General features: G+C 35.4%; 26 protein-coding genes, 1 other RNA gene, 1 riboswitch and 1 other annotated feature. Of the genes, 22 read left to right on the top strand and 5 right to left on the bottom strand.

Going from position 1 to position 26,189, the window contains the following annotated elements; all coding sequences use genetic code 11:
- The first annotated feature begins 176 nt into the window (after positions 1-176).
- The 14 genes from smpB to ACUXEY_RS08105 all read left to right on the top strand — a co-directional run bounded on the left by smpB (position 177) and on the right by ACUXEY_RS08105 (position 12,863).
- On the top strand, positions 177-644 hold the full coding sequence (gene smpB, locus ACUXEY_RS08170; protein WP_001123922.1) for an SsrA-binding protein: 468 nt from the start codon (positions 177-179) through the stop codon (positions 642-644).
- A gap of 125 nt (positions 645-769) precedes the next feature.
- Positions 770-1,124, top strand: a transfer-messenger RNA (tmRNA) gene (gene ssrA / locus ACUXEY_RS08165).
- Positions 1,125-1,513: 389 nt separating this feature from the next.
- A complete protein-coding gene (locus ACUXEY_RS08160) occupies positions 1,514-2,191 on the top strand; it encodes a response regulator transcription factor (RefSeq protein ID WP_461300445.1) in 678 nt (225 codons plus the stop codon).
- A 415-nt stretch (positions 2,192-2,606) separates the two neighbouring features.
- A complete protein-coding gene (locus ACUXEY_RS08155; protein ID WP_166702691.1) occupies positions 2,607-3,620 on the top strand; it encodes a siderophore ABC transporter substrate-binding protein in 1,014 nt (337 codons plus the stop codon).
- Positions 3,621-3,639: 19 nt separating this feature from the next.
- A complete protein-coding gene (locus ACUXEY_RS08150) occupies positions 3,640-4,656 on the top strand; it encodes an ABC transporter permease (protein ID WP_000042068.1) in 1,017 nt (338 codons plus the stop codon).
- Positions 4,653-5,717 (top strand): iron chelate uptake ABC transporter family permease subunit, encoded by a 1,065-nt coding sequence (locus tag ACUXEY_RS08145; RefSeq protein ID WP_461300444.1) that lies wholly within the window; start codon positions 4,653-4,655, stop codon positions 5,715-5,717. Before ACUXEY_RS08150 ends, ACUXEY_RS08145 begins: the two co-directional genes overlap by 4 nt.
- Positions 5,714-6,466 (top strand): iron ABC transporter ATP-binding protein, encoded by a 753-nt coding sequence (locus tag ACUXEY_RS08140; RefSeq protein WP_048542468.1) that lies wholly within the window; start codon positions 5,714-5,716, stop codon positions 6,464-6,466. Before ACUXEY_RS08145 ends, ACUXEY_RS08140 begins: the two co-directional genes overlap by 4 nt.
- Positions 6,467-6,837: 371 nt before the next feature.
- Positions 6,838-7,797, top strand: coding sequence for a nuclease-related domain-containing protein (locus ACUXEY_RS08135; protein WP_461300443.1), 960 nt, complete (start codon positions 6,838-6,840; stop codon positions 7,795-7,797).
- 49 nt (positions 7,798-7,846) lie between these two features.
- Positions 7,847-8,248, top strand: a complete 402-nt coding sequence (gene psiE, locus ACUXEY_RS08130; RefSeq protein WP_000671174.1) for a phosphate-starvation-inducible protein PsiE — start codon at positions 7,847-7,849, stop codon at positions 8,246-8,248.
- 139 nt (positions 8,249-8,387) lie between these two features.
- Positions 8,388-8,903: a spermidine N1-acetyltransferase gene (gene speG, locus ACUXEY_RS08125; protein WP_000076820.1), complete on the top strand. Its 516-nt coding sequence runs from the start codon at positions 8,388-8,390 to the stop codon at positions 8,901-8,903.
- A 438-nt stretch (positions 8,904-9,341) separates the two neighbouring features.
- Positions 9,342-10,889 (top strand): ABC-F family ATP-binding cassette domain-containing protein, encoded by a 1,548-nt coding sequence (locus tag ACUXEY_RS08120; protein ID WP_461300442.1) that lies wholly within the window; start codon positions 9,342-9,344, stop codon positions 10,887-10,889.
- A 5-nt stretch (positions 10,890-10,894) separates the two neighbouring features.
- A complete protein-coding gene (locus ACUXEY_RS08115; RefSeq protein WP_461300441.1) occupies positions 10,895-12,088 on the top strand; it encodes an MFS transporter in 1,194 nt (397 codons plus the stop codon).
- A 190-nt stretch (positions 12,089-12,278) separates the two neighbouring features.
- A complete protein-coding gene (locus ACUXEY_RS08110) occupies positions 12,279-12,485 on the top strand; it encodes a DUF3955 domain-containing protein (RefSeq protein ID WP_166702683.1) in 207 nt (68 codons plus the stop codon).
- 138 nt (positions 12,486-12,623) lie between these two features.
- Positions 12,624-12,863, top strand: coding sequence for a DUF3947 family protein (locus ACUXEY_RS08105; protein WP_461300530.1), 240 nt, complete (start codon positions 12,624-12,626; stop codon positions 12,861-12,863).
- A 33-nt stretch (positions 12,864-12,896) separates the two neighbouring features.
- Here ACUXEY_RS08105 and crcB (ACUXEY_RS08100) read toward each other — a convergent pair whose 3' ends face one another.
- Together crcB (ACUXEY_RS08100) and crcB (ACUXEY_RS08095) are read right to left on the bottom strand one after the other, a co-directional pair.
- Positions 12,897-13,253 carry a fluoride efflux transporter CrcB gene (gene crcB, locus ACUXEY_RS08100; protein ID WP_461300440.1) on the bottom strand — a complete coding sequence of 119 codons (357 nt, stop codon included), beginning with the start codon at positions 13,251-13,253 and terminating at the stop codon, positions 12,897-12,899.
- A complete protein-coding gene (gene crcB / locus ACUXEY_RS08095) occupies positions 13,250-13,654 on the bottom strand; it encodes a fluoride efflux transporter CrcB (RefSeq protein ID WP_461300529.1) in 405 nt (134 codons plus the stop codon). Before crcB (ACUXEY_RS08095) ends, crcB (ACUXEY_RS08100) begins: the two co-directional genes overlap by 4 nt.
- A 54-nt stretch (positions 13,655-13,708) precedes the next feature.
- A riboswitch (Fluoride riboswitch) is annotated at positions 13,709-13,768 on the bottom strand.
- Positions 13,769-13,989: 221 nt separating this feature from the next.
- Between crcB (ACUXEY_RS08095) and ACUXEY_RS08090 the strand changes: the two genes are divergently transcribed.
- From ACUXEY_RS08090 to tyrS, 5 genes are all read left to right on the top strand, one after another.
- Entirely contained in the window at positions 13,990-15,048 is a 1,059-nt protein-coding gene (locus ACUXEY_RS08090; RefSeq protein ID WP_461300439.1) for an endonuclease/exonuclease/phosphatase family protein, read from the top strand.
- Between the two features lie 27 nt (positions 15,049-15,075).
- Positions 15,076-16,578 carry a DUF4077 domain-containing protein gene (locus tag ACUXEY_RS08085; protein WP_166702679.1) on the top strand — a complete coding sequence of 501 codons (1,503 nt, stop codon included), beginning with the start codon at positions 15,076-15,078 and terminating at the stop codon, positions 16,576-16,578.
- 169 nt (positions 16,579-16,747) lie between these two features.
- Positions 16,748-17,143: an SET domain-containing protein gene (locus tag ACUXEY_RS08080; RefSeq protein ID WP_000573651.1), complete on the top strand. Its 396-nt coding sequence runs from the start codon at positions 16,748-16,750 to the stop codon at positions 17,141-17,143.
- A 390-nt stretch (positions 17,144-17,533) separates the two neighbouring features.
- Positions 17,534-18,451, top strand: a complete 918-nt coding sequence (murB, locus tag ACUXEY_RS08075) for a UDP-N-acetylmuramate dehydrogenase (RefSeq protein ID WP_166702678.1) — start codon at positions 17,534-17,536, stop codon at positions 18,449-18,451.
- A gap of 97 nt (positions 18,452-18,548) precedes the next feature.
- Positions 18,549-18,764, top strand: a binding site (T-box leader).
- A gap of 51 nt (positions 18,765-18,815) precedes the next feature.
- Complete coding sequence (gene tyrS / locus ACUXEY_RS08070) at positions 18,816-20,078, top strand: tyrosine--tRNA ligase (RefSeq protein ID WP_166702677.1); 1,263 nt, start codon at positions 18,816-18,818, stop codon at positions 20,076-20,078.
- Between the two features lie 190 nt (positions 20,079-20,268).
- Here the strand turns inward: tyrS and ACUXEY_RS08065 are convergent, their stop codons facing one another.
- From ACUXEY_RS08065 to ACUXEY_RS08055, 3 genes are all read right to left on the bottom strand, one after another.
- Entirely contained in the window at positions 20,269-21,447 is a 1,179-nt protein-coding gene (locus tag ACUXEY_RS08065) for an NAD(P)/FAD-dependent oxidoreductase (protein WP_000043198.1), read from the bottom strand.
- Between the two features lie 44 nt (positions 21,448-21,491).
- Positions 21,492-21,932 (bottom strand): DUF1641 domain-containing protein, encoded by a 441-nt coding sequence (locus ACUXEY_RS08060; RefSeq protein ID WP_001115309.1) that lies wholly within the window; start codon positions 21,930-21,932, stop codon positions 21,492-21,494.
- 430 nt (positions 21,933-22,362) lie between these two features.
- Positions 22,363-22,710, bottom strand: coding sequence for a winged helix-turn-helix transcriptional regulator (locus ACUXEY_RS08055; protein ID WP_166702676.1), 348 nt, complete (start codon positions 22,708-22,710; stop codon positions 22,363-22,365).
- 392 nt (positions 22,711-23,102) lie between these two features.
- Between ACUXEY_RS08055 and ACUXEY_RS08050 the strand changes: the two genes are divergently transcribed.
- The 3 genes from ACUXEY_RS08050 to ACUXEY_RS08040 all read left to right on the top strand — a co-directional run bounded on the left by ACUXEY_RS08050 (position 23,103) and on the right by ACUXEY_RS08040 (position 26,163).
- Positions 23,103-24,266 (top strand): MFS transporter, encoded by a 1,164-nt coding sequence (locus ACUXEY_RS08050; protein ID WP_461300528.1) that lies wholly within the window; start codon positions 23,103-23,105, stop codon positions 24,264-24,266.
- Positions 24,267-24,281: 15 nt separating this feature from the next.
- Positions 24,282-25,121 carry an aldo/keto reductase gene (locus ACUXEY_RS08045; protein WP_429602309.1) on the top strand — a complete coding sequence of 280 codons (840 nt, stop codon included), beginning with the start codon at positions 24,282-24,284 and terminating at the stop codon, positions 25,119-25,121.
- 124 nt (positions 25,122-25,245) lie between these two features.
- The gene (locus ACUXEY_RS08040; protein WP_166702675.1) at positions 25,246-26,163 is read left to right on the top strand and encodes a thioester domain-containing protein; all 918 of its coding nucleotides are present in this window, start codon (positions 25,246-25,248) and stop codon (positions 26,161-26,163) included.
- Positions 26,164-26,189: the final 26 nt, after the last annotated feature.

The following is a 26,189-nucleotide window of genomic DNA, read 5'->3' as shown; positions in this document are numbered from 1 at the left end:
TCGCTTTCTAATGTAATCCAGCTACAGTGGCTAGAATCTATTGGCCATTTCACTCCCTCGGACGAAGCAAAAAGCGCTTCTCTGTCGGGAGTTCCAATGTCCAAAGATTCTGAGCGAGCCACTTTCGCTTTTTTATAACATTTGTTACAATAGTAAAAATAGAGGAGGGACGTTATATGCCAAAGGGTACAGGTAAGGTTATTGCACAAAATAAAAAAGCTTTTCATGATTATTTCATTGAAGAAACATACGAAGCAGGGCTTGTCCTTCAAGGAACGGAAATTAAGTCGATTCGCGCTGGACGTGTGAACTTGAAAGATGCATTTGCTCGTGTACATAATGGTGAAGTATGGGTTCATAATATGCATATTAGTACGTACGAACAAGGGAATCGTTTCAACCATGATCCACTTCGCACAAGAAAGTTACTTCTTCATAAAAAAGAAATTGAGAAGTTAACGGGTGCTTCAAAAGAAACAGGCTATGCATTAGTTCCAGTTAGAATTTATTTGAAAAATGGCTTCGCGAAAATGGCACTTGGTTTAGCAAAAGGTAAAAAGCAATATGATAAGCGTAACGATTTAAAAGAGAAAGAAGCAAAACGTGAAATTGCCCGCGCGTTCCGTGATCGTCAAAAGATGTAATACATATATTTACATTTGTAAAACGGCGCGCGTATGATATAATAACTTATGTAAGATTGTTGCACATTGAAAAACAGCTCTTAGTAGCTATCACGAAATTTCTTCGTATGCTCCATTTTTATCATGGGGACGTTACGGATTCGACAGGGATAGTTCGAGCTTAGGTTGCGAGTCGAGGGGATCGGCCTCGTTAAAACGTCAAAGCCTATAATTGGCAAACAAAACAATCTTTCTTTAGCTGCTTAATTGCACTAAAGGTTCCTCCCTCCATCGTCCATGTGGTAGGGTAAGGGACTCAAACTAAGTGGACTACGCCGGAGTTCGCCGTCTGAGGACAAAGGAAGAGAACAACCAGACTAGCAACTTGGAAGCCTGTCGATAGGCTGAAGAGTTCGCGAAATACTAATATATCGACTACACTCGTAGAAGCTTAAGTGCCGATATTTTTGGACGTGGGTTCGACTCCCACCGTCTCCACCAATACATAACTGTTTGGTGGTTTTTTATTTTGTATGATATGAACCATAACTTTGCCAGATTGGCAGGGGTATGGTTCTTTTTGTTTTGTAGTTTTATAAAATGCTGAAGTTGATAGAGGTGGGGCGGTCCCCTTGAAACAGAAAATGAAGTAATAGTTATTGCTGATAAGCAGATAGATACTATAGATGCCTTTAATGATTACATAATATGTATTTGAATCTTCATATCCTTTGTGTTTTTATCCGTATCTATTGTAAGATTATATAGAGTGCTCCTAATAAGCTGTTATAATGGCTTTTTTAGGAATTTAACATTTATAAATCTTAAATTATTTTTTGGGGATAATTTTTTATGTAACTAAGTTATATTGAAGTAGAGGTGAACCATCGGTGAAGCAGGTGTTAGTAATTAAGAATGAAAGGTCTTTAGCGAAGAAAATCGTAAGCGGTCTATCGCAAGAAGGCTATTTCATTTTAAAACTTCACAATGAAAACCAAGGTTTAAATATAGTATATGAACAAGATTGGGATATTATCATATTGGATTGGGATTCATTAAGTATATCTGGACCAGAAATTTGCAGACAAATACGACTTGTTAAAACGACACCAATCATTATTGTGACCGACAATATTTCCAGCAAGGATTGCATAGCAGGGTTACAAGCAGGAGCAGATGATTATATTAGAAAACCATTTGTGAAGGAAGAATTAGTAGCAAGGGTTCAAGCTATTTTAAGAAGAAGTGAATATATTCAGCAAAATGAGACAAACTTTTTTCAGTTTAAAGATCTCTTTGTTGATGCATCTAGCAATATTGTGAAAAAAAGTGGCGAAAACCTCGTGCTTACTAAGCGCGAGTACAATTTACTTGTATTTTTAATCAAGAATAAAAATACAATATTGAGCCGTGAAATACTTTTGAACCAGGTTTGGGGAGATAATGTAGTAGTAAATCCGAATGTAGTAGACTTATATATTGGGTATGTAAGAAAAAAGTTAAAGTGTGAGAAAAAAGACAGATATATTCAAACGATACATGGCAGAGGCTATTCAATGATTGAATGATAAAAATAAGATAATAGAAAAAAGAGTAAAACTATTTCATTCAGTTTTACTCATTTTTTATTAAATATGATATTCAAATAGTTTCTGAGAAATATTAGCTATTAATGGGCGTGTCTTGTAAGGGAAGTCGCTTATCTATTAGTTATTTTGGAGGAGAGGACTCTCTCGCATTCGTTGAGAAAGTATTTAATGAAGGTAAATCAACATGCCTGACTTCACATATTACTTTTTGAGCTTGATTTTATGAATTCACACCATTCACAAGATTTTCACATAATTAACGACTATACTTATTATCAGGATGTTCAAATGAAAATGATTATCAATAGCAATTTAGATGTATAAAAGTTACTATCTAATGTAATCTATGGACTTTATCATTTTCGAACTAAATTACATAATAAGGAGTATACGTATGAAAAAAACTATGCTTTTAAAATTAGTAAGTATTCTAGCAATTTTCACTTTAATGTTAGTAGCTTGCTCAGATTCAAGTAAGGAAACTTCGAAAGCTAATAAAGGTGATAGTAGTGATAAGCCAAAAACGGTTGAAATCACTGATGCTCATGGAACTGTTAAAGTCCCTGTAAATCCAAAGAATGTAGTTGCTTTAGATAATAGAACGTTTGAAACTTTAGCTGATTGGGGAATTAAATTAGCGGCTGCTCCACAGGATATTATGCCTGCAGATTCAGCGTATAAAAATGATAAAACAGTTAAAAATATTGGTAATCACCGCGAACCAAATCTTGAAATTATTGCAGCGGCAAACCCTGAACTTGTAATCGTTGGTCAAAGATTTGCTGATCATTACGAAGAAATCAAAAAGTTAGTGCCAAATGCAGCTGTTATTGATCTTAATTTTGATGTTTCTGAGAAATCTACTACGCCTGGAAAAAATTTAGTAGATGGACTTAAAAATTCTACAACTACTCTAGGAAAAATCTTTGATAAAGATAAAGAAGCTAAACAATTAGTAGCTGATTTTGATAAATCTATTGAAAAAGCAAAATCTGCTTATAACGGAAAAGATAAAGTTATGAGTGTTATCGTTACTGGTGGGAATATTGGTTTTGCTGCTCCACATTCTGGTCGTGTTTGGGGACCAATGTATGAAATTTTCGGTTGGACTCCAGCATTAGAAGTGTCTAATTCTACTGCAGGTCATAAAGGTGATGACGTTTCTGTTGAAGCTATTGCACAAACAAATCCTGATTGGCTTTTCGTATTAGATCGTGATGCTGCAACATCTGATGCAGCTAAATCAACACCTGCTAAGGATGTTATTTCTAAATCACCAGCTCTTCAAAACACAACTGCTGTTTCTAAACAACAAGTTGTTTATGCACCAGAAGATACTTACACAAATGAATCAATTCAGACTTATGTAGAGTTATTTGGAAATCTTGCAAAAACTTTAGCTAAGTAGTGTAAAGGGGTACGAAACAGTGTCAAAAAATATGATTTCTAGGGTTGAGAATATTTCTCAACCCCAGTTTTATAATCACAATAAAATATGGACAAAACCTTTTATAATAGCGGTTATAGTTGTTATAATTTTAGGGATTATATCACTATTTACTGGAGTTTATGATATTCGTGGACAAGAGGACGGAATGGAGATGTTTTTCATCACTCGTGTTCCGAGAACAGTTGCATTAATGCTTACTGGAGCTGCAATGGCGATGGCAGGACTCGTAATGCAACTCATTACACAAAATCGCTTTGTTGAACCTACTACAACGGGTACTATTGAATGGTCAGGCTTAGGCCTGCTTTTTGTGTATTTATTATTTCCTGCCCCGACTTTAGTCCAAAGAATGACTGGTGCAATCATTTTTTCTTTTATAGGAACTATGATTTTCTTTCTATTTTTAAGAAGAGTTAAGCTTCGTTCGTCTTTAATTGTCCCGATTATTGGATTGATGCTCGGAGCAGTTATTTCTGCAGTGTCTACTTTTATGGGACTTCTTTTTCAAATGACGCAAAGTATTGAAACTTGGTTCGTAGGTTCATTTGCTAACATTCAGGTGGGAAGGTATGAATATTTATGGCTGATTGTTATCATTACTCTGCTTATTTTTATGTATGCGAATAGATTGACTTTAGCTGGACTAGGAGAAGATGTCGCAACAAGCCTTGGCGTTAATTACAATAGAATTGTTCTTTTTGGGACTGCTCTTATCTCTGTTGCAGTTGGAATTGTTGCAGCTGTTATTGGACACTTACCTTTCTTGGGATTAATTGTGCCAAATATTGTTTCCATGTTTAGAGGTGATGATCTTAGAAGTAATTTACCTTGGGTTTGTGTGATTGGAATGGGGACAATAACTGCCTGTGACATCATTTCTCGAACAATTATAAAGCCTTTTGAAGTCCCTGTTTCTTTAATACTTGCAACAGTGGGAGCGGTCGTGTTTATTACTATTCTATTGAGACAAAGAAAACCAAGGAGGCTGCGATGATCACATTAGAATATAAAAATAAAGAAAATGTCGAAATCGATTCTAGCCTTCATAATGCAAGTAGATCAGCTAGTGCTTTTCGTTCTAAGAAGGAAGCAAGACGTTATTGGATTTTACTGATAACATTGATTGCTTTAGGTCTCCTTTCTTCATATGGACTTTTAGTTTATAACAACCCAGTTCCGATAGATTCACCTTCTTTTATCCCAGTTGTTCAGAGAAGGATAGTAGCTATTGTTGCAATGATTATTGCTGCAGTTTGCCATAGCTTATCGACAGTTGCTTTCCAATCTATTACGAATAATAAGATTATTACTCCTTCACTTTTAGGTTTCGAATCACTTTATTCAGCAATTCAAACGAGTACAATATTCTTCTTTGGTGCTAGTGCATTAATAAACTTTAATGGAATTGGATCATTTTTATTTCAAGTTGTTGTGATGGTCTTCATGAGTTTGATACTTTATGGATGGTTACTTTCCGGTAAATACGGGAATTTACAACTTATGCTTTTAGTAGGAATTATTATTGGTACCGGGCTAAATTCTGTGTCAACTTTCATGAGAAAACTACTTGCGCCTTCAGAGTTTGATATTTTACAAGCGAGATTATTTGGTTCTGTTAATCATGCAGACCCTGCATATTTTCCTATTGTAATTCCTATGATCATAATTGTAGCAGTATTAATTTTTGCTCATTCTAAGAAGTTGAATGTTTTGTCATTAGGAAAGGATGTTGCTACTTCTTTTGGGGTTAAATATCAACCTAGTGTAATTTATACGCTTGTATTAGTTGCTATTTTGATGTCCATCTCAACAGCTCTAATTGGGCCACTTACTTTCTACGGCTTTTTAGTAGCAACTTTGAGTTATCAGGCGGCGTCAACTTATGATCATAGATATATTTTCCCAATGGCTTTTGCTATAGGATTTTTGATAATGACGAGTGCATACTTTTTAATGTATCATGTATTCCATGCTCAAGGTGTAGTTTCAGTTATTATTGAATTATTTGGTGGAATCATATTCTTAACTATAGTTTTAAGGAAGAGGGCTTTATGATAAAAATTGATAATGTTAAAAAGTTCTATACTGATAAGGTGAAAATAGGACCTTTGGATATTGAAATACCAAAAGCGGGCTTTACTTCTTTAATTGGACCAAATGGCGCTGGAAAGTCTACGACACTTTTGATGATTGGAAGACTTTTAGATATGGATGAAGGTCAAATTCAAGTAGCGAATATGGATGTTTCCGAATCCAAATCAAAAGACTTAGCAAAAATTTTGACTATATTGCGACAAGAAAATCATTTTGTAACGAGGCTTACTGTTAGACAATTAGTTGGATTTGGACGCTTTCCGTATTCAAAGGGAAGATTAACTAAAGATGATGAAGTTATTATTTCTAAATATATCGATTTCTTAGATTTAACTAGTTTAGAGAATAGATATTTAGATGAGCTTTCTGGTGGTCAAAGACAAAGGGCATATGTAGCAATGGTATTGTGCCAAGAGACTGAATATGTACTTTTGGACGAGCCTTTGAACAACCTTGATGTTGCGCGCTCTGTTCAAATGATGGAGCATTTGAGACGTGCAGCTAATGAATTTGGAAGAACGATTTTGACTGTTATGCATGACATAAATTTTGCAGCTAAATACTCTGATAAAATTTGTGCTATGAAAGATGGACAAATTGCTGCTTTTGGAACAGTAGAAGAGGTTATGGACCCAACACTTTTAACAGATATTTTTGAAACGAAAATAGAAATTATCAAAGGTCCTTATGGGCCGATTGCTGTTTATTAGTTAAAAAATGAGTATGCAAAAAAAGCTGCTGTCTATATTTTATAGGCAGCAGTTTTTTTATGCGATTGCCCATGATGTTCACAATATGAGGTTGTATTTATAAAAAAGTTCTTTTACATACGGTGAATGCTATTCTCTCATTTTTAAAATGTCGTAATCAAAAGGTGTGATTAATATTATGTTTACAGTGCGATTTTATATGTGGTGCTATACTGGGGTTAGGGTTTTTATGAGTGCTTGTTGTGTCGTTTCTTGTCGGTAAGTCGATATTCTCTGTCGAATCGTCGATATATTGAAAAAATCGTTGATATATTGTGAGTTATCGTCGATATATTTGAAAAATCGTTGATATATTTTGGGGAGGGCTAAAGATGATTGTGAAAGAACGACAAATGCCGATTTATTTACAGCAATTAGAAGCGTTATTGAGACGATTACCCGCTCATCATCTGAAACGAGATATGATTGTAGAAAGTTTAGCGAAGCATAAGGCTGGTTATAAAGGTGAACAAGCTATTAATTATCCGCTAAGTTTTCTATCAGAGGAAAAATATCGTATTTTACACGATATAAGGTTGTTTGACCAAAATCACCACTTTCAAATTGATACGATTATAATTTCCGCTTATTTTCTTCTTTTCCTCGAAATAAAAAATATAGCGGGTACATTATTATTTGATTCAAAGTTTAATCAGCTTATTAGAATATCAGAGGGGAATTCAGAAGGATTTCCAAACCCGATTTTACAAGTGAAAAGGCAAGAGGAACAGCTTAGAAAATGGTTAAGTTTAAATGGGTTTTCGCGTTTTCCAATTGAATCACTTGTTGTGATTAGTAATCCCCGAACTATCATTAAAGCTTCAGACGATAATCTCCTTAATAAAATTATTCACAGTGCAAATTTACCTAATAAAATAAAATGGTTTGAGAGTAAATATAAGAAAAAAGCTATAAAAAATGTAGACAATCTTATTTGTCAAATAGTAGCCAATCACGCTCCATTACGGCAAAATATCCTTGAACAATTTAAAATTAAAAAAGGAGAGTTGTTAAACGGTGTACAATGTGAGGTTTGTTCTATACTTCCAATGTTTAAATTGAAAAAAGGGTGGTATTGTTCGAGTTGTAAAACTATCTCTAAAGTGGCACATGAATTTGCTTTAAAAGATTATGCACTTCTTATTAGTGTCACTTGTACAAATATGCAGTTGAAGAAATTTCTTCACGTTCAATCAAGTGCGACTGTCAAAAGACTCCTCCAAACAATGAACATCCCCCACACGGGCAACAACAAAGGACGAAAATATGATTTAACTCACCTTCTATTATAATTTTGCTATAATAAATACGTACTTATACGAAGGGGAGTTTAAAGAGAAAATGAAATTTAATATCGATCATTTTATCGCAAGTGTTTTACAGTGGATATTAAACATAGCGTTAATTATATTATCCATTGTCTTATCTATCTTTTTAATTAACGAGACGATTACTTTTATTCAATACATATTTTCAGCGAAGAAGTATACGTCATACAAATTAGTTGAAAGTATTATCGTTTATTTCTTATACTTCGAGTTCATTGCATTAATTATTAAGTATTTCAAATCGAACTATCATTTCCCGTTACGTTATTTTATTTATATCGGAATTACGGCGTTAATTCGTTTAATTATCGTATCTCATGAGGAACCGATGGAGACGTTATTATACGCAGGAGCGATTCTTGTTTTAGTTATCGCTTTATACATATCAAATATGAGAGATTTGAGAAAAGAGTAGTGCAGGCATATGTTTGCACTATTTTTTTATATCTTGACCTTAAAGTCGCTTGAAAGTTTACAATATAAATAGGGCGTTTGAAATTGAAAAAAATTGAGAAATTAAGTGAAGAGGTTTCTTTTACTTGGAGGTTATAGCGATGAGTCAGGAATTGAAGTTACGTCCTTTAGAACGAGAAGATTTAAAGTTTGTACACGAACTAAATAATAATGCCCATATTATGTCGTATTGGTTTGAAGAGCCGTATGAGGCATTTGTGGAGCTGCAGGATTTATACGATAAACATATACATGATCAAAGTGAACGCCGATTTATCGTTGAAAAAGATAATGAGATGGTTGGATTGGTCGAGTTAGTGGAAATCGATTATATTCACCGTAGAACAGAATTCCAAATTATTATTGATCCGAATTATCAAGGGCATGGCTACGCAGCAGAGGCGACGCGTTTAGCGATGGATTATGCTTTTTCTGTATTAAATATGCATAAGATTTATTTAGTTGTGGATAAAGAAAATGAGAAAGCAGTCCATGTGTATAAAAAGGTTGGATTTATAGTGGAAGGCGAGCTTTTAGACGAGTTTTTCGTTGATGGTAACTATCATAATGCGATAAGAATGTGTATGTTCCAAAAGGAATATTTTAAAAATAAGTAGTTGAATAATTTGGAAGTAATGTTTACGCTTCATAAAACAGTGTGCTAAAATCCCTTTTAAGTATTAAGGAAGGTGCAGAACATGCTTTATATAAAATTTGTAAAACTCATTAGAAAACTTTGCTCCGCACAAATGTATACGGTGAAGCGTTGTACGGAGCTTAATCAAGGGGTATAAATCCCCTATATTCATCGGCTGAATAACTTTTCGAAAAAAAGTATAGTTTACCTATGCTTATTTCGTTATGGTTTTTCAGCTGATGTATAAAATAGATTAAGGGGCCATAGACAATGCTTTGTCTATGGCCCTTTGTGTATATTATTCCAATGAGCTTTTACTGTAATTTGGAGTAGTATGGGAAAAATCACGAAGCAGAGGGCTAGTGTCGAATGACGCTATCTCTCTGCTTTTTTTAATTTCAGGAAAAGAGGAATAAAAATGAGTTTACTTAAAGTTGAAAGTTTATCACATAGTTTTATAGATAAAGTATTATACGAAAATGCTTCTTTTGATTTGCATAAAGGGGAACATATGGGGATTGTTGGACAGAATGGTGCAGGAAAAAGTACATTAATGAAAATATTGGTGGGGGAAATTATTTCTGATAAGGGGAGCATTAAGTGGCAACCTAATATTCAAATTGGACATCTTGATCAATATGCAGAAATTGATGGGAGCTATACCATTTCACAATATGTAAAGCGAGCCTTTTATGATTTGTTTGAAATGGAAAAGAGAATGAATAAGTTATATGAAGAAAGTGCGATGACTGGAGATGAGAAGCAACTATTGAAAGCAGCTGAAATACAAGAGCAGCTTGAAGCTCGCGATTTTTATTCAGTAGATAGTGTAATAAATAAGGTGGCAGCCGGTTTAGGTATTGATGCTATTGGGATGGATCGTGTTATTGGTGAATTAAGCGGAGGACAACGGGCAAAGGTAATTTTAGCAAAGCTTTTATTAGAAGAGCCTAATATTTTATTACTAGATGAACCGACAAACTTTCTTGATAAAGAGCATGTTGAATGGCTTGCTAATTATTTAATGAATTTTGAAGGGGCGTTTATTGTCGTGTCACATGATTTTGATTTTCTAGAAAAAGTGACTTCTTGCATATGTGATGTAGAGTTTGGAACGGTGAAGAAGTATTACGGCAAATACTCAGATTTTGTAAGACAAAAGGAGCATTTGCGAAAAGATTATATACGCCAATATTATGCACAGCAAAAGAAAATTGAAAAAACGGAAGAGTATATTCGTAGAAACATTGCTGGGGTAAATTCAAAAATAGCACAAGGACGTAGAAAGCAGTTGCAACGTATGGAAAGAATTGCACCACCAAGTTTTACTCATAAACCGTCTATTCATTTTCAGGAACTTCCCATTTCAGTTCAGACAGTTCTGGAAGTAAATAACCTTGAAGTGGGTTACGATTTTGCTCTCTTACCAAAATTGAATTTTTCAGTAATGGGTGGGCAAAAACTTGTTATTACAGGGTTCAATGGAGTGGGGAAATCTACTTTATTAAAAACAATCGTTGGAAATATTGCTAGCATTTCTGGAGAATTTCACTTCTCAGAGCAAATAAAGATTGGATATTATGAGCAAGATTTAAATTGGAATAATGATTCTTTAACACCGCTTCAAATTATTTCAGAACAGTTTCCTAAACTGAATATGAAAGAAATACGTCATCATTTAGCTGCATGTGGTGTGAAGGATACTCATGTTTCACAAGAAATTCGTACGTTGAGTGGTGGTGAACAATCAAAGGTTAAATTATGTGGATTGTTATTATCAACTTGTAATTTCTTAATTTTAGATGAACCGACAAATCATCTAGATGCAGAAGCGAAAGAAGCTTTGCGAAAGGCGTTAATACAGTTTAAGGGGAGCGTTATACTTGTATCTCATGAGGCGAGTTTTTATCTTGATTGGACAGATAGTATTTTTAATATAGAGACAGGATTAGTTAAGGGGGTGTGAAACATATGATTGAAAACAATTGGAAAACAAAAATTATATTATTTTTAACCGCTCAAATGATTTCGTTATTCGGTTCATCTCTCGTACAATACGCGATTATATGGTATATCACCTTAACGACATCGTCAGGATTAATGTTGACCATTTCGACCGTTTGTGGTTTCTTACCACAAATTGCGATTTCTTTATTTGCGGGTGTTTGGATTGATCGTTATGACCGTAAAAAGATGATTATGTTATCGGACGGGGTTATAGCAATTGCTACGTTAGTTTTAGCAGTTTTATTTTTAACTGGATATAAAAGTATTTGGTTACTTTTTATAGTACTACTCATTCGTTCAGCTGGGACAGGGGTACAAACGCCAGCTGTGAATGCGTTAATCCCACAAATCGTTCCGAAAGATCATCTTATGAAAGTAAATGGGATGAATAGCAGTATTACATCTTTAATTATGTTTCTTTCGCCAGCAGCAAGTGCTGCAATTCTTTCTATTGCTAGCATTGAAATGACATTTTTTATTGATGTTATTACGGCTATGATTGGAATTAGTATTATGTTTATCATTCAAGTGGAGAGACATGTGAATACAGAGAGTAAGCAAAAATCTAATCTACAAGGCATAAAAGAAGGGTTTGCTTATTTAAAAGAAAATGAATTGATTAAAAGGCTACTCGTTTTATTAATTATTGTCATGATTTTAATAAGTCCAGCTGCCTTTTTAACACCTTTAATGGTAACTCGTTCTTTCGGTGCAGAAATGTGGAGACTTACTGCTAGCGAGATGACTTTTAGTGCGGGAGCGGCAGCTGGTGGCATATTGATTGCAGCGTGGGGTGGTTTCCGTAATCGTATGCATACAACAGCGCTAGCCTGTGCGTTGTATGGATTACTTATGATTGGATTAGGGATTGCTCCGGTATTTATTATGTATTTAGCATTTAACTTTTTAATTGGTATAACAATGCCGTGCTTCAATACACCGGTTACCGTGTTATTGCAGGAAAAAGTAGAACCTTCCATGCACGGACGAATGTTTAGTCTTGTACAAATCGCTAATTCATGCGCACTTCCTTTAGGAATGATTATATTTGGCCCATTGGCTGATATGTTTCGTGTAGAAATTTTGTTAATTTATGCTGGGATGTTCGTATTGTTGTGTGCGATTTATGTTGTAGTAAGTAAGAATTTTGAAGTGTAAATATTCATGATTAAAAAGGTTTGTGAGGCGATTTAAGGTGCTTCATAAACCTTTTGTTTTAATTACAAATCAATAATAGTTTATCGAAAAACAATAAAAAATTATTGACTTATAGTTTTATTGAATTTATTATGATGGTAGTAAAAAGGAATACAAATAAATGAATTATGAAGTTAAAGGAGAATATATTATGAAAAATAAATTTTTATTAGCTATCGTACTGCTATCGTTAGGAGTTACTTGTTTATTAATGCACGGGGCAACTAGTAAAGTAGCGGATAATGGTTTGCTTATAGAACCTTTCTTTTTCCTAGTACCAATAAGTTATTTATTGTTCTTTAGTGGTATTGGTGTATTACTATTTGGAGTTATTACTTCGAAGTTGAAAAAACAGTAATAGACAAAATAGAACTTTAGTCTGTGGGGCTAGCCTGATAGGTTATTAGCTTACGGCAAATGGAATTTTATGAGCTAAAACACCTACTATGAAATAGAAACATATAATATGGAAGAAAAATAATAAGTGAGCTGAATCATAATGAATCATTATTTTTATAATGGTAGACAAGTAGGAGCAGCTATTACACTGGCTGGGGCACAGGGAACTATTCATGCTGTGAATCAAGTTATTCAAATGCAGCAACAAGCACAACTTTTAAAAATGATGCAAGGGCAGTATATGTCGTACTCACAGCCTCCGATGCAAATTATACATTACGATGTGCATCCGGCCGGTTTATTTTCCATTCCATATGGCGGGACATACTTCTTATGAAAGAAAGCGACTGATTAGAGTCGCTTTCTTTTTTTATATTCCGCCTAACTTCATTCCAAGGAATGCAAAGGCGATACCAATTATATAAGTTACGCTTACATATAAAAATAGTACACCGAAGTTTTTACGGTTGAAGAGCTGAATAGATTCGATCTTAAATGTTGAAAATGTCGTGAATGCCCCCATAAATCCAGTCCCTAATAATAATTGCCAGCTTGTAGTGACTCCTTTGCCAATTATATATCCTAGTAAAAATGCGCCTGTTATATTAATGAGAAATGTAGCAATTGGAAATGAGGTTTTATTTCTTTTTTTAAACCAATTGCTAATTGCAAATCTTGTAATCGCACCGAAAAATCCGCCTACTGCCACTAATAAAGCTTCTATCATAAGTGATCACCTTCCGTAAGGTGTTTCTTAATTAAGAAATCACCTAGTGTATAGCCAAGAGCAGACATAGTGAGGCCACCAAGTATACTGCACGATACATATAAGAAAGCCGTACTCCATTCAGAATGATTGATTAATTGTACAGTTTCTACACTGAATGTCGAAAACGTCGTAAAGGAACCGATGAATCCAGCCCCGATGCCTGTAATAATTTCTGAAGGCAAGATATTTCGCCGAGCTATATACGTAGTTAGCAACACTAATAAGAAGCAGCCGATTAAGTTAATGAGTAATGTAGCAAGTGGAAATGAATGATGCCATGAAGTATGAATAGTAAGACCTAAATAATAACGAGAGAGGGCTCCTAATATACCGGCTATGCCGACAATAATATAAATCAATATTTTCACCTCTTTAAGTAGTTTGCTCAAAAAAATAGACTCCTACCAGTAGTTATACTGGTAGGAGTCATTAGCTAAGCAGCGGTTAAGGCGAACTCCATCGCCTATAATTATTACATATAGTGTACTAAAAATCGCATTGAATTTCCAGTGAAGAAGTGGAGTCGTTTTGTATGTGTGTGATGGTTTAAGATAGGGAATTTTCTCTTATAAACTAAATATAGTGATATAGGGTTTTTGATATGATAAAATGTTTCGTATGTCTGTCATTTATTTTTAGTTGACTGAAAATAAAGAAAAGTAAATTTGATAGTTTTAGAAAAGGAGTCGTTTGTTTGAAGAAATTATTAAAAATAGTACTTATATGTGTTTTGATAGGAGCTTGCATTTTAGGTGGTTTTTTAGCGTATATGACAATTACAAAAGAACAGCCGGCTGATGTTATAAGCTTGAAGATGAAAAATAATCAGGAGCGCGTATTAGCGCCTGACAATGAGTTTAAGGTTACAACATTTAACATTGGATATGGTGGATTAGATAAGGATCAAGATTTCTTTATGGATGGCGGAAAGGGATCTGGTTCAAGTAGTAAAGAGCAAACGGAAACGAATTTAAAGAATATGCTTTCGTTTTTACAAAATGAGAATAGTGATTTTACGTTATTACAAGAAGTTGATATAAAGTCATTGCGATCTTTTGATGTAAATGGGCATGAATTTTTGAAAAAGGAATTACCTGATTATGCATCGTCATTCGGGAAGAACTATGATACAAAATGGGTCCCTGTTCCAATTACAAGTCCAATGGGATATGCGGAGGCTGGATTAAGTACGTTTTCTAAATATAAAGTTCAAACAGCGGAGAGGTTCCAGCTTCCTGGAATGGAGCCTTGGCCGAAGCGTTTGTTTGATTTAGATCGAGCGATTGTTGAGCACAAAGTACCTGTTAATAATGGGAAATTTGTTAGACTCGTAAATTTACATTTGTCTGCTTATGATGAAGGCGGGAAAATTAGAAAGCAGCAAGTAGAGTATTTAAAAGAATATATGAACAAGCATTATAAAAATGGTGATTACGTAATAATGGGCGGAGATTGGAATCAGTTACTTTCTGACGTTCAATTAAGTGATCCGAAGTTTGTGAAGGAGCGTCCTGAGTGGTTAGTAGAGTTACCAAAGGACTTTACTGATGGTGGCTTTAAGTGGGCTGTAGATCCGTCTGTTATGACGGTGAGAGACGATGTGAAGAAATATGTGGAGGGTGAAAACTTCGTCACGATTATTGATGGCTTTATCGTTTCACCGAATGTGGAGATTGTAAATGTACAAGGGAAAGATTTAAAGTTTGAAAATAGCGATCATAACCCAGTGAGTGCGGTATTTAAGCTGAAGTAATTAAGTGCAGAAGGTGGGACTTTATATATGGAGTGGTTAAAGAAGACTTGTTTTTCTAACCTTGAGAAAGAATCACAGAAAAATCATTTATTGCTGTTTATTACGATTTGTAGTTTCTTCCTTGGAATAATCGCGATTGGGTATTACGGATATATTTTTACAGAGAGAGCAATAGCTTTTTGGGTTTGTGGTATTTCTGTTGTTGTATTTGGAACGCTGCTTACTTTTATAGAAAGCATGGAAGCGATGTATAAATATATCATGACATTTATGCTGCTTATTATGTCTTTCATTATGGTACAAGCTTTTAATGAAAGTCCGGCTGTATTTCAAATGGTCTATTTTACATTAGCAGTTTCACTCATTTATTTAAGTGAACGTCTCGTTATTATTCTTGGCGGGGTAGCGGTTGTAATCACATTTATTCTTTGTAGTTATTGGCCGGAGCAATTTTTTGCTTATACAGCAGCATCTGAAGCTGCAAACTTCGCAAGCTTGTTAGCAATTGTAACGATTGCGATGTGGGGTGTAACGAAGATTGGCTCTAATCTGCTAGCTCGTTTAAGTGATGAGAAGCAAGAAGTAATGAGGAAAGCTCAGGAGTTAGAAGAAACGCAAAGACTTATTGAAGAAACGGTTGTGAAACTAGATAGTAATTTCAATCATTTAAGACAAAATATGAATACATCGATGGAGTCGATGGGTGAAATTAATTTCGCTTTTGAAGAGGTAGCAGTTGGCACTCAATCACAATCAGAGATGATGCATCGTTCAGTAGAAGTATTGAATGAGATGGAGGGAAATATTGAACAAATCATTTCTCAAGTAAGAAATGCCTCGATTCGTGTTGATGAAAGTTTAGAAATTTCAAAGGGTAGTGTACATACTTTACGAAATTTTGAAGCAAATATGAGAAGTTTAAATGATGTTGTTTCACAATCAGGAATTATATTTAGAGATTTAATGATGCAGTCGAAGCAAATTAATGAAATTGTAGATGTAATAACGAATATTTCAAGTCAGACGAGTTTGCTAGCTTTAAATGCAAATATTGAAGCGGCAAGAGCAGGTGAGCATGGAAAAGGATTTGCTATTGTAGCGAATGAAGTATTAAAGCTTGCCGAAGAATCGAATCGTTCTGCGGGAAGAATTCAAAGTATTTTGAAGGAATTTAGTAATCAAGCAAGTAAGGTAGAAGTGCAGGTAGAGAAATCAGAAAGAGTACAAGAAGAATGTAACGAAATGTTAACAAGCGTTTTAACAAACGTAACGGATTTAGGAAAGTTTATTGATGCAATTAATGATGTAATGAGAGAGATTGTTGGTCATCAAGAAAGTTTCCAAGTTAAAACGACGAATATCGTAAAGGATGTTACACATGCTTCTAACGTAATTCAGCAAACTTCTGCGGCTACGGAAGAAGTGTTAGCAAGTGTGGAAGAAGAAAAACATCGAAATGATATATCAGTGAAGACGTTACATACGGTTAGCGAGCAAGTGAAGTTGCTAGAAAATATTTTAGAAAAGTAATATCGGGTTCTAAAAGGGTACACCAATGTGTGCTCTTTTTTCATTTAAACGAATACTTGAGCGGAATTTAATTGCTTTTCTGTTCGTTTTCTGCCAAGCTTAAGGAGATAAAATTCAGCTAATAGCGGAATTAAAATACTTCAAAGAAAGAATTATATAGGTGACGCATATGATCGAAGTTAAGACTTCTGAACTTAGTGATGGGGAATTTAATAGAGGTGTATTTGCAACTCGTGATATTAAAAAGGGTGAGCTGATTCACTCAGCACCAGTTATCTCTTATCCGAATGAACAGCACGAACACATTGAGAAAACGTTACTTGCTGACTACGCATTTGAGTATGGGGTAAATCATACGGCATTCCTGTTAGGATACGGTATGTTATTTAATCATGCATATAATCCGAATGCAACGTATGAGATTGTCTTCGAGAATCATACGTTTAACTTCTTTGCTTACAAAGATATAAAAGCGGGAGAAGAAATTTTAATCAATTATAATGGTGAAGTTGATGACGATGAGCTATTATGGTTTGATAAGGAAAAAGAAGAGAACGAAAAGTAAATTAAAATAAGTGATGAAAGGGATGCTTTTACATAGGTAAAAGCATCCCTTTTTTAGTAATGAAAATAAAGTAAAGATTACAAAAAAATACCACTTTATTTTCGTATGGTATAGTAAGATACTGAAGGATAGTGTGTTGAAAAAGTAATATATTTTACAAATTGTTGTCTTTCTGATGACATGTCAAGTTTAGTAGCCTATTTGGGTTGCTTTATTATGCAATATATATTTTAATATGAGTGGCACCTCTTATAAATTAAGAGGTTTATAGGTGTCTCGAATTGATTTTGGGTACACTGTATCCACCACTTTAGGTTCGTTCATGTATGTGGGGATATTATGGGCCCGTATAACGGGATAAAAAGAATATAGAAATAGAGGAATCGTAAAATGAATATGCAAGAGGTTTATGAATATTTAAGTACGGTATTGCCTGAAGGTCATGTGAAACAAGATGAAATGTTAAAGAATCATACGCATATTAAAGTTGGTGGAAAAGCAGATGTGTTCGTTGCACCGACAAATTATGATGAAATTCAACAAGTTATTAAATATGCTAACGAATATAATATTCCAGTTACGTTTTTAGGAAATGGATCGAATGTCATTATTAAAGATGGTGGAATTCGCGGGATTACAGTAAGTTTAACTCACATTACAGGTGTGACTGTAACAGGAACGACAATTGTAGCACAGTGCGGTGCAGCAATTATTGATGTATCACGTATTGCATTAGATCATAATTTAACGGGTCTTGAGTTTGCTTGTGGTATTCCAGGTTCAGTTGGCGGAGCATTATATATGAATGCTGGTGCTTACGGCGGTGAAGTATCGTTTGTATTAACAGAAGCTGTTGTAATGACAGGTGATGGAGAGCTACGTACTTTGACGAAAGAAGCATTTGAATTTGGATATCGTAAGAGTGTATTTGCGAACAACCATTACATTATTCTTGAAGCGAGATTTGAACTTGAAGAAGGTGTACGTGAAGAAATTAAAGCAAAAATGGATGATTTAACGTTCAAACGTGAATCAAAACAGCCTCTAGAATATCCTTCATGTGGTAGCGTATTTAAGCGCCCACCAAATAACTTTGCTGGTAAATTAATTCAAGAATCAGGACTACAAGGTAAACGAATTGGCGGAGTGGAAGTTTCTCTAAAACACGCTGGATTTATGGTGAATGTGGATAACGGAACAGCACAAGATTACATTGATTTAATTCACTTCGTACAAAAGACAGTTGAAGAGAAATTTGGCGTGAAGTTAGAGCGAGAAGTAAGGATTATTGGAGAAGATAAAGAGTAACGAAATACGTATGAAAATATGAATTATTTTAAAATAACATTTGGGTATTGTTGACAATTTGTTTTCAATTCAATATAATGGCTAATAATTTAACAAATAATATACGTTGAAAGAGCCCAGTAGCAGTTTGTCACTGTTAATGAGAGAGCTAGGGGTTGCTGGAACCTAGCACAAACAAACTTGCGAATTACACTCTGGAGTATCTTAGGTAATGCTAAGCGGATTGGCAATCGATATTATTGCTAAGAGTGGTATGAGTAGCTATGCTATTTATACAAACTGGGTGGTAACACGGTGAATAATCGTCCCTATGTCATAGACATAGGGACTTTTTGTTTTCAAAAAATAGAGGGGATGACAAAAGATGAATATTATTGATGAATTAGAATGGCGCGGTGCCATTAATCAACAGACAGACGAAGACGGTTTACGTAAGCTAGTAGAAGAGAAAAAGATCTCACTATACTGCGGAGTTGATCCGACTGGTGATAGTATGCATATTGGACATTTGATTCCGTTTATGATGATGAAGAGATTCCAGTTAGCTGGCCATCATCCAGTTATTTTAATTGGCGGGGCAACAGGAACAATTGGTGATCCGAGCGGACGTCAATCAGAACGTCAACTTCAAACGTTAGAAGTTGTTCAGCATAACGTGGATGCGTTAACAGCGCAAATGAAAAAGCTGTTTGATTTTGGCGGAAATAGCGAAGTGAAGATGGTAAATAACTACGACTGGACACATGAAATAAGCATTATCGAATTTTTACGTGATTACGGAAAAAACTTTAGCATTAATAGCATGTTAGCGAAGGACATTGTAGCAAGTCGTTTAGATACAGGAATTTCTTTCACAGAATTTACGTACCAAATCTTGCAAGCGATGGACTTCCATCATTTATACACGAAAGAAGATGTTCAACTGCAAATTGGCGGTAGTGACCAATGGGGCAATATTACGAGTGGTTTAGATTTAATTCGTAAGTTAGAAGGGCACGAAGCGAGAGTGTTCGGACTAACAATTCCGTTATTATTGAAATCAGACGGTACGAAGTTTGGTAAATCAGCAGGTGGTGCGGTTTGGCTTGATCCTGAAAAAACAACACCGTTTGAATTTTACCAGTTCTGGGTGAATACAGATGATCGTGATGTTGTTAAATACTTGAAATACTTTACGTTCTTAACGAAAGAGCGCATTGATGAATTGGTAGTGAAGGTAGAAACAGAACCTCATAAACGTGAAGCGCAAAAAGTATTAGCGGAAGAAATGACGAAATTCGTTCATGGAGAAGAAGCATTCCTGCAAGCTGTGAAAATTACCGCAGCGTTATTTAGCGGAGATATTAAATCGTTAACAGCTGATGAAATTGAGCAAGGCTTTAAAGAGATGCCAACGTTTCAGTCTTCAAAAGAGACGAAAAACATCGTAGAATGGCTAGTTGATTTAGGGATTGAACCATCTAGACGACAAGCACGTGAAGATATTAATAACGGAGCTATTTCGATGAATGGCGAAAAAGTAACAGATGTGGGTACGGATGTTACTGTAGAGAATTCATTTGATGGACGATTTATTATTATTCGTAAAGGGAAGAAGAATTACAGCTTAGTGAAGTTAGGAGAATAGTTTGTGTGAAAGGATGGGGGTAGAAAGAATACTTCCATCCTTTCATATACACAATTTAGACATAAAATAATCAGTAAATTTAGATAATTAAAAGGGTTATATTCTTCATCCGCCGAATAAATAAGTTAGAGGAAATTACGGACAAAAATAGCCCGAACCATGCAGGGCATGATTCGGGCTTATATTCAGATTAGTAAGCTAAGCTGAATAGACCTTTAATGTGTGATAAGTAACGAACGTTACTTGCTTCTTTCATTAATGATGCTGGTAAGCCTTTAAGTGGAGTATTGCTTGCTCCGATTGTAGCAACAGCATCTTTACGTCCTAGACTAGCAAGTGTTCCAGAGTTTACAGGTGCGAACTCTTCGAATGCTTTGCCTTCTAGTGCTGCGTATAAGTTGTATCCAATTAACTCACCCATTTGCCAAGCGATTTGTGCAGTTGGTGGGTATGGACGTCCGTCTGGAGCGAAGACAACAGCGCTGTCTCCAGCAACGAATACGTCTTTGTGAGAAGTAGATTGTAGGTATGCATCAACTGTTGCACGACCACGGTTTACTTCAAGACCTGATTCACCGATTAATGGGTTACCTTGTACGCCGCCTGTCCACACGAATGTGTTAGCAACAAGTTTTTGACCGTCTTTTAAGTCAATTTCATTGCCAGCAACGTTTGTTACAGGAAGACCTGTTAAGAATGTAACGCCGCGTGCTTCTAGGCTAGTAGTTGCACGTTCGATTAAGTGGTCTGGTAATACAGGAAGGATTTTTGGACCTGCTTCAACAAGAAGAAGTTTAACTTCTTTTGGATTTACGCCGTGGCTTTTTGCAAGTTTAGGCATAATGTCAGCAAGCTCACCAACTAGCTCTACGCCAGTTAATCCGCCACCACCGATTACGATTGTAGCATCAGCTTCGTTTTTCGTTTTCGCATATTCACGAATACGGTCTTCAACGTGTTTGTAGATTTTGTTCGCATCAGCAGCAGATTTTAATACCATGCTGTTTTCTTCTAGTCCTGGAATACCGAAGTAAGCAGTTTTACTTCCTAAAGCAACTACAAGTGCATCGTAAGATAAAGTAGTGCCGCCAGCTAGTTTGATTTCTTTGCTATCAACTGAGAATGACTCAACTGTTGCAATTTTAAGATCGATATCTTTACCTTTGAAAAGCTTTGTAAGTGGCATTGCAATTGCTTGCTCAGACACGTTACCAGCTGCAAGGCGGTGTAATTCAGTGATGATTTGGTGTGTTGGGTATTGGTTAATCACTGTAACTTGTGCTTCTGATTTGCTGTAATATTTACGTACGTTTAAAGCGGCAAGAAGACCGCCATAACCAGCGCCTAAGATGACAATTTGTTTTGACATAGTATGATATCCCCCGTCTTTACTAATTGTTGTTATAAGTTAAATTATTTATTGTTACGTTCTGCACTAATTTGAAGGTATGCGTTCACAAAGCGGAACATTTTTTGTGCTTGTGGGTCTTTTAGTAACTTTAATAGACCGAACAGGCCGATAACTTCGTTGCTTTCGTCAGCACGATCTTTCGCTTCGATAGCAGTTGCAGCCATGCTTTTCACTGTATCTTTTACAGGTTCTACAAGCTCTGTGATTGCACCAACAGTGTCGCTTTTTAATACTTCATCAGTAGCAACAGTTTGAGCGAAGTCATAAGACTTAGTTAAAATGTTAACAAGCTCAGTTAATTTTGGAAGCTGTTCTACTAGTGTTGTTAATGATTCTTGTACCTCAGGTTTTAACAACTGATCAAGTACATCAAGTTGTCCTTGGCTAGCAGAAATTTGTACAGTTTCTTGTTCTGGCTTTGTTTGAGTCATAGTTTCTGGCATCTCCAATTCTCCTTTACGATAGCAATACTCTTATTTTTGATAGGTAAGATAGTAAACGTTTGCGAAACTTTATACAAAGTTTCACAAAGCACAATAAAATGCCTTTAAATTTATGCCAGCAAGTAAGCTGAAATCATAAATCCAAAACCATAATGTCCTACCTATTATTTATGAACTGTCCGATACATGGCTTGTCCGCATAATGGAAAGTTCCTTTATCGGAAAGTGTATATAATATATATCCTATATTATATACTATATGCACCTATGTTAACATAAAAATGATTCCTAATTATTTGATATTAAGCGTATAACGTAGTACTGACAAGGCATGAAAGCGCATAAATTATTTTGTTAAAGCTAGAAATGTACGTATATATAAATAAAAAAAGGAAAAAATGGACAAATTTATGTTCATTTTTTCCTTTTTTTATTGTTCACCTTCTGTAATTAGCATCGATGTATTACCGCTTTTTTCAAGATGGCATTCGCCCCAAGTGCAAAGAGAATCAAGAATGGATTCTAAAGACCAACCGTAGTCTGTAAGGGAATATTCTACTTTCGGTGGTACTTGGTTGTATATCTTTCTTTGAATAACTCCATCATCTTCTAACTCGCGTAATTGCTGTGTTAACATCTTTTGTGTAATACCAGGCATAAGACGTTTTAATTCACTCGTTCTCTTTGTACCTTTCGTTAAGTGGCAAAGAATAACGACTTTCCATTTTCCGCCGATAACCTCTAACGTGGCTTCAACGGGAATATTATATTTCTTCATATAAAAATCTCCTTTGATGAATGTAGATTTCAGTTCTCCAGCAAAAGAAGCTAAATCATTTAAATGTTACTAAAAAGTGCCTATAGCACTTTAAAGTACGTACTTTTTATCATGTTGAATATGTTCCATAATAGCATACGTAAGAGGGAAATGAGTAGTACGGTACTAAAAAGTACCTATGTTACTTTTTGGTACCTATCGTACTTTTAAGTGCGTTCTTCAAAAAAAGAGTGAAGCCATTCATAATAGCATATATGAGCAGTAAAGTTATTTTTGTAGAAGAAAAAAGGCCTTTTTTCATACTATTATGATTGGATTTCTCGCATTAAGGAGGAGTTCAATTGAATTCATATACAGTATCTTCTTCGGCAGTACAGACGAATCGGAGAAGTATGTTTGCTTTATTAGCACTAGCCATTAGTGCGTTTGGAATTGGTACAACCGAATTTATTAGTGTCGGTTTATTACCATCTATTTCAGAGGATTTACATGTTTCTGTTACAACAGCGGGTTTAACCGTTTCTTTATATGCATTAGGAGTAGCATTTGGTGCCCCAGTATTAACGTCATTAACAGCTAGTATGTCGCGAAAGACGTTATTAATGTGGATTATGATTATTTTCATTATTGGTAATGGAATTGCGGCAGTGGCAACAAGTTTCACTGTGTTGCTTATCGCAAGGGTTGTATCTGCGTTTGCACACGGCGTTTTTATGTCGATAGGATCCACAATTGCGGCTGCGCTTGTACCAGAGAATAAACGTGCGAGTGCGATTGCATTTATGTTTACTGGTTTAACTGTTGCGACCATTACAGGTGTACCAATTGGAACATTTATTGGGCAACAATTTGGCTGGAGAGCATCGTTTATGGTCATTGTGGCAATTGGAATCGTTGCCTTAATCGCCAACAGTATGCTAATTCCTTCTAACTTAAAAAAAGGTACGTCTGTATCATTTCGCGATCAATGTAAGCTGATTACGAATGGAAGACTATTACTTGTATTTATCATTACTGCATTAGGGTACGGGGGGACATTCGTAACATTTACGTACTTATCTCCGTTATTACAAGAAGTAACAGGATTTAAAGCAAGTACCGTTACAATTATTTTGTTAGTGTACGGAATCGCAATTGCAATAGGGAATATGATTGGCGGAAAATTATCAAATCATAATCCGATTCAAGCGCTATTTTACATGTTCTTTATTCAAGCAATTGTATTATTTGTTTTAACATTTACAGCACCGTTTAAAGTCGCTGGACTCATCACAATTATTTTCATGGGACTATTCGCGTTTATGAATGTTCCAGGACTACAAGTGTATGTCGTTATATTGGCTGAGAGATTTGTACCTAGCGCTGTTGATGTAGCATCTGCGATTAACATTGCAGCATTTAACGCAGGAATTGCTCTTGGTGCTTACTTGGGTGGTATTGTAACGAACTCGTTAGGGTTAATTCATACGGCCTGGGTAGGCGGCATCATGGTAGCAGGGGCTGTTATTTTAACAGCGTGGAGTATGACATTAGAAAAAAGAGATCAAGTGAAATAAGGGAGAGAAAATATAATGAAAAATTTACAAAGTACAACAACATTGCATAACGGTGTAGAAATGCCTTGGTTCGGTTTAGGTGTATTTAAAGTAGAAGACGGACCAGAACTTGTAGAAGCTGTGAAATCGGCGATTAAAGCAGGATACCGCAGTATCGATACAGCAGCGATTTATGGAAATGAGAAAGCGGTAGGAGAAGGAATTCGCGAAGGTATAAAAGAAGCAGGGATTTCTCGAGAAGATTTATTCATTACTTCAAAAGTGTGGAATTCAGATCAAGGATATGAAACGACACTTGCTGCATATGAAGAAAGCTTAAAAAAATTAGAGCTAGATTATTTAGATTTATATCTTGTTCATTGGCCTGTAGAAGGGAAATACAAAGATACGTGGAGAGCGTTAGAAACACTTTATAAAGAAGAACGCGTACGTGCAATTGGCGTAAGTAACTTCCAAGTTCATCATCTGCAAGACGTACTAGCAGGTGCAGAAATTAAGCCGATGATTAACCAAGTAGAATATCATCCACGTTTAACACAAAAAGAATTACAAGCTTTCTGTAAAGAGCAAGGTATTCAAATGGAAGCATGGTCACCACTTATGCAAGGTCAATTGTTAGATAATGAAACATTGCAAGAAATTGCTCATAAGCATGGGAAAACGACAGCTCAAATCATTTTACGTTGGGACCTTCAAAATGAAGTTGTAACAATTCCGAAGTCAACGAAAGAACAACGAATCATTGCAAATGCCGATATATTTAATTTCGAATTAACGAAAGAAGATATGGAGAAAATCGACGCATTAAACGAAAATCACCGCGTTGGTCCAGACCCTGATAACTTTGATTTCTAAACATATAGTGGAGAAGAAGAGTGCAAACAGTTTGCACTCTTTTTTGTTTTGTTTATGCATAAAAAATTTTTCTAACTAAATACTACTTATTAGTAAATTTGTTATTTCATAAGGGGCTGTAAACATGAATATAAAGCAATCGTTCAAACTTTTGGCTGTTTTTTTAAGTGTTTTATTTGTGTTATTTCCGCTGCAAAAAGCATTCGCGGAAGTTATGGATCATACAAAGTATCAGATGGATTGGAGTTATAGTAAGTCAAAGAAGAAACCAATTCGAACAGAGCTTATTAAAACAGCAGATGGTAAAATTGCCTTTTGTTTAAATGTAGATTTGAAATCTCCAAGTGGTCAAGATTTACCGGAAATGGGGAAAGTGGATATTAATGTGTACCGTGTACTATTAAACGGATATCCACAGAAGAGCCCACAAGAATTAGGTGTTTCTGATTGGAGAGATGCCCATTACGCAACGCAACTTGCGGTGTGGAATGCGTTAAAGCAAATTGATATTAACGATTTAGAGTTCCGTAATAAAAATGTAGAAAAAGTAACGAAAGACATCGTTGCAAAGGCAAGCGCTAGTGAAGAATTACAAGAAATTACGATGAGCGTCGTGCCGTCAGAAGAACAACAAGCAGTGTTGAAAAATGATTTCTTTGAAACAGGTTTGTACACAGTAGAAACAAACGCGAAAAGCGGAACGTATAAAGTGCAAGCAACAGGTGCACCAGCGGGCGCGAAGTTTGTAAATGAAAAAGGCGAAGCAAAAACTGAATTTAATGTAGGAGAAAAGTTCCGCATTTTAATTCCGAAACAAACACCAGCTGGTGGATTTAGCTTTAAAGTATTAGGGAATTTAACGAAGTTACAAGGGATTGCACATAAAGGTACACCGACGATTCAAAATGCGGTTGTATTACTTGAGCGTAGTGAAGAAAAAACAAGTCCGGAGTTATCGGTAAGTTGGAAAACAACAAATGGTCATGATAACAATAAACCACATACTCCAAATGAACCACATAAACCGAATCTAAAGAGATAAAGAAAAAGCATTGGCGTGTGCCAATG

This window comes from Bacillus sp. F9_6S_D1_P_5, assembly GCF_054823925.1.
This window is presented reverse-complemented; position numbering and strand designations above follow the sequence as displayed.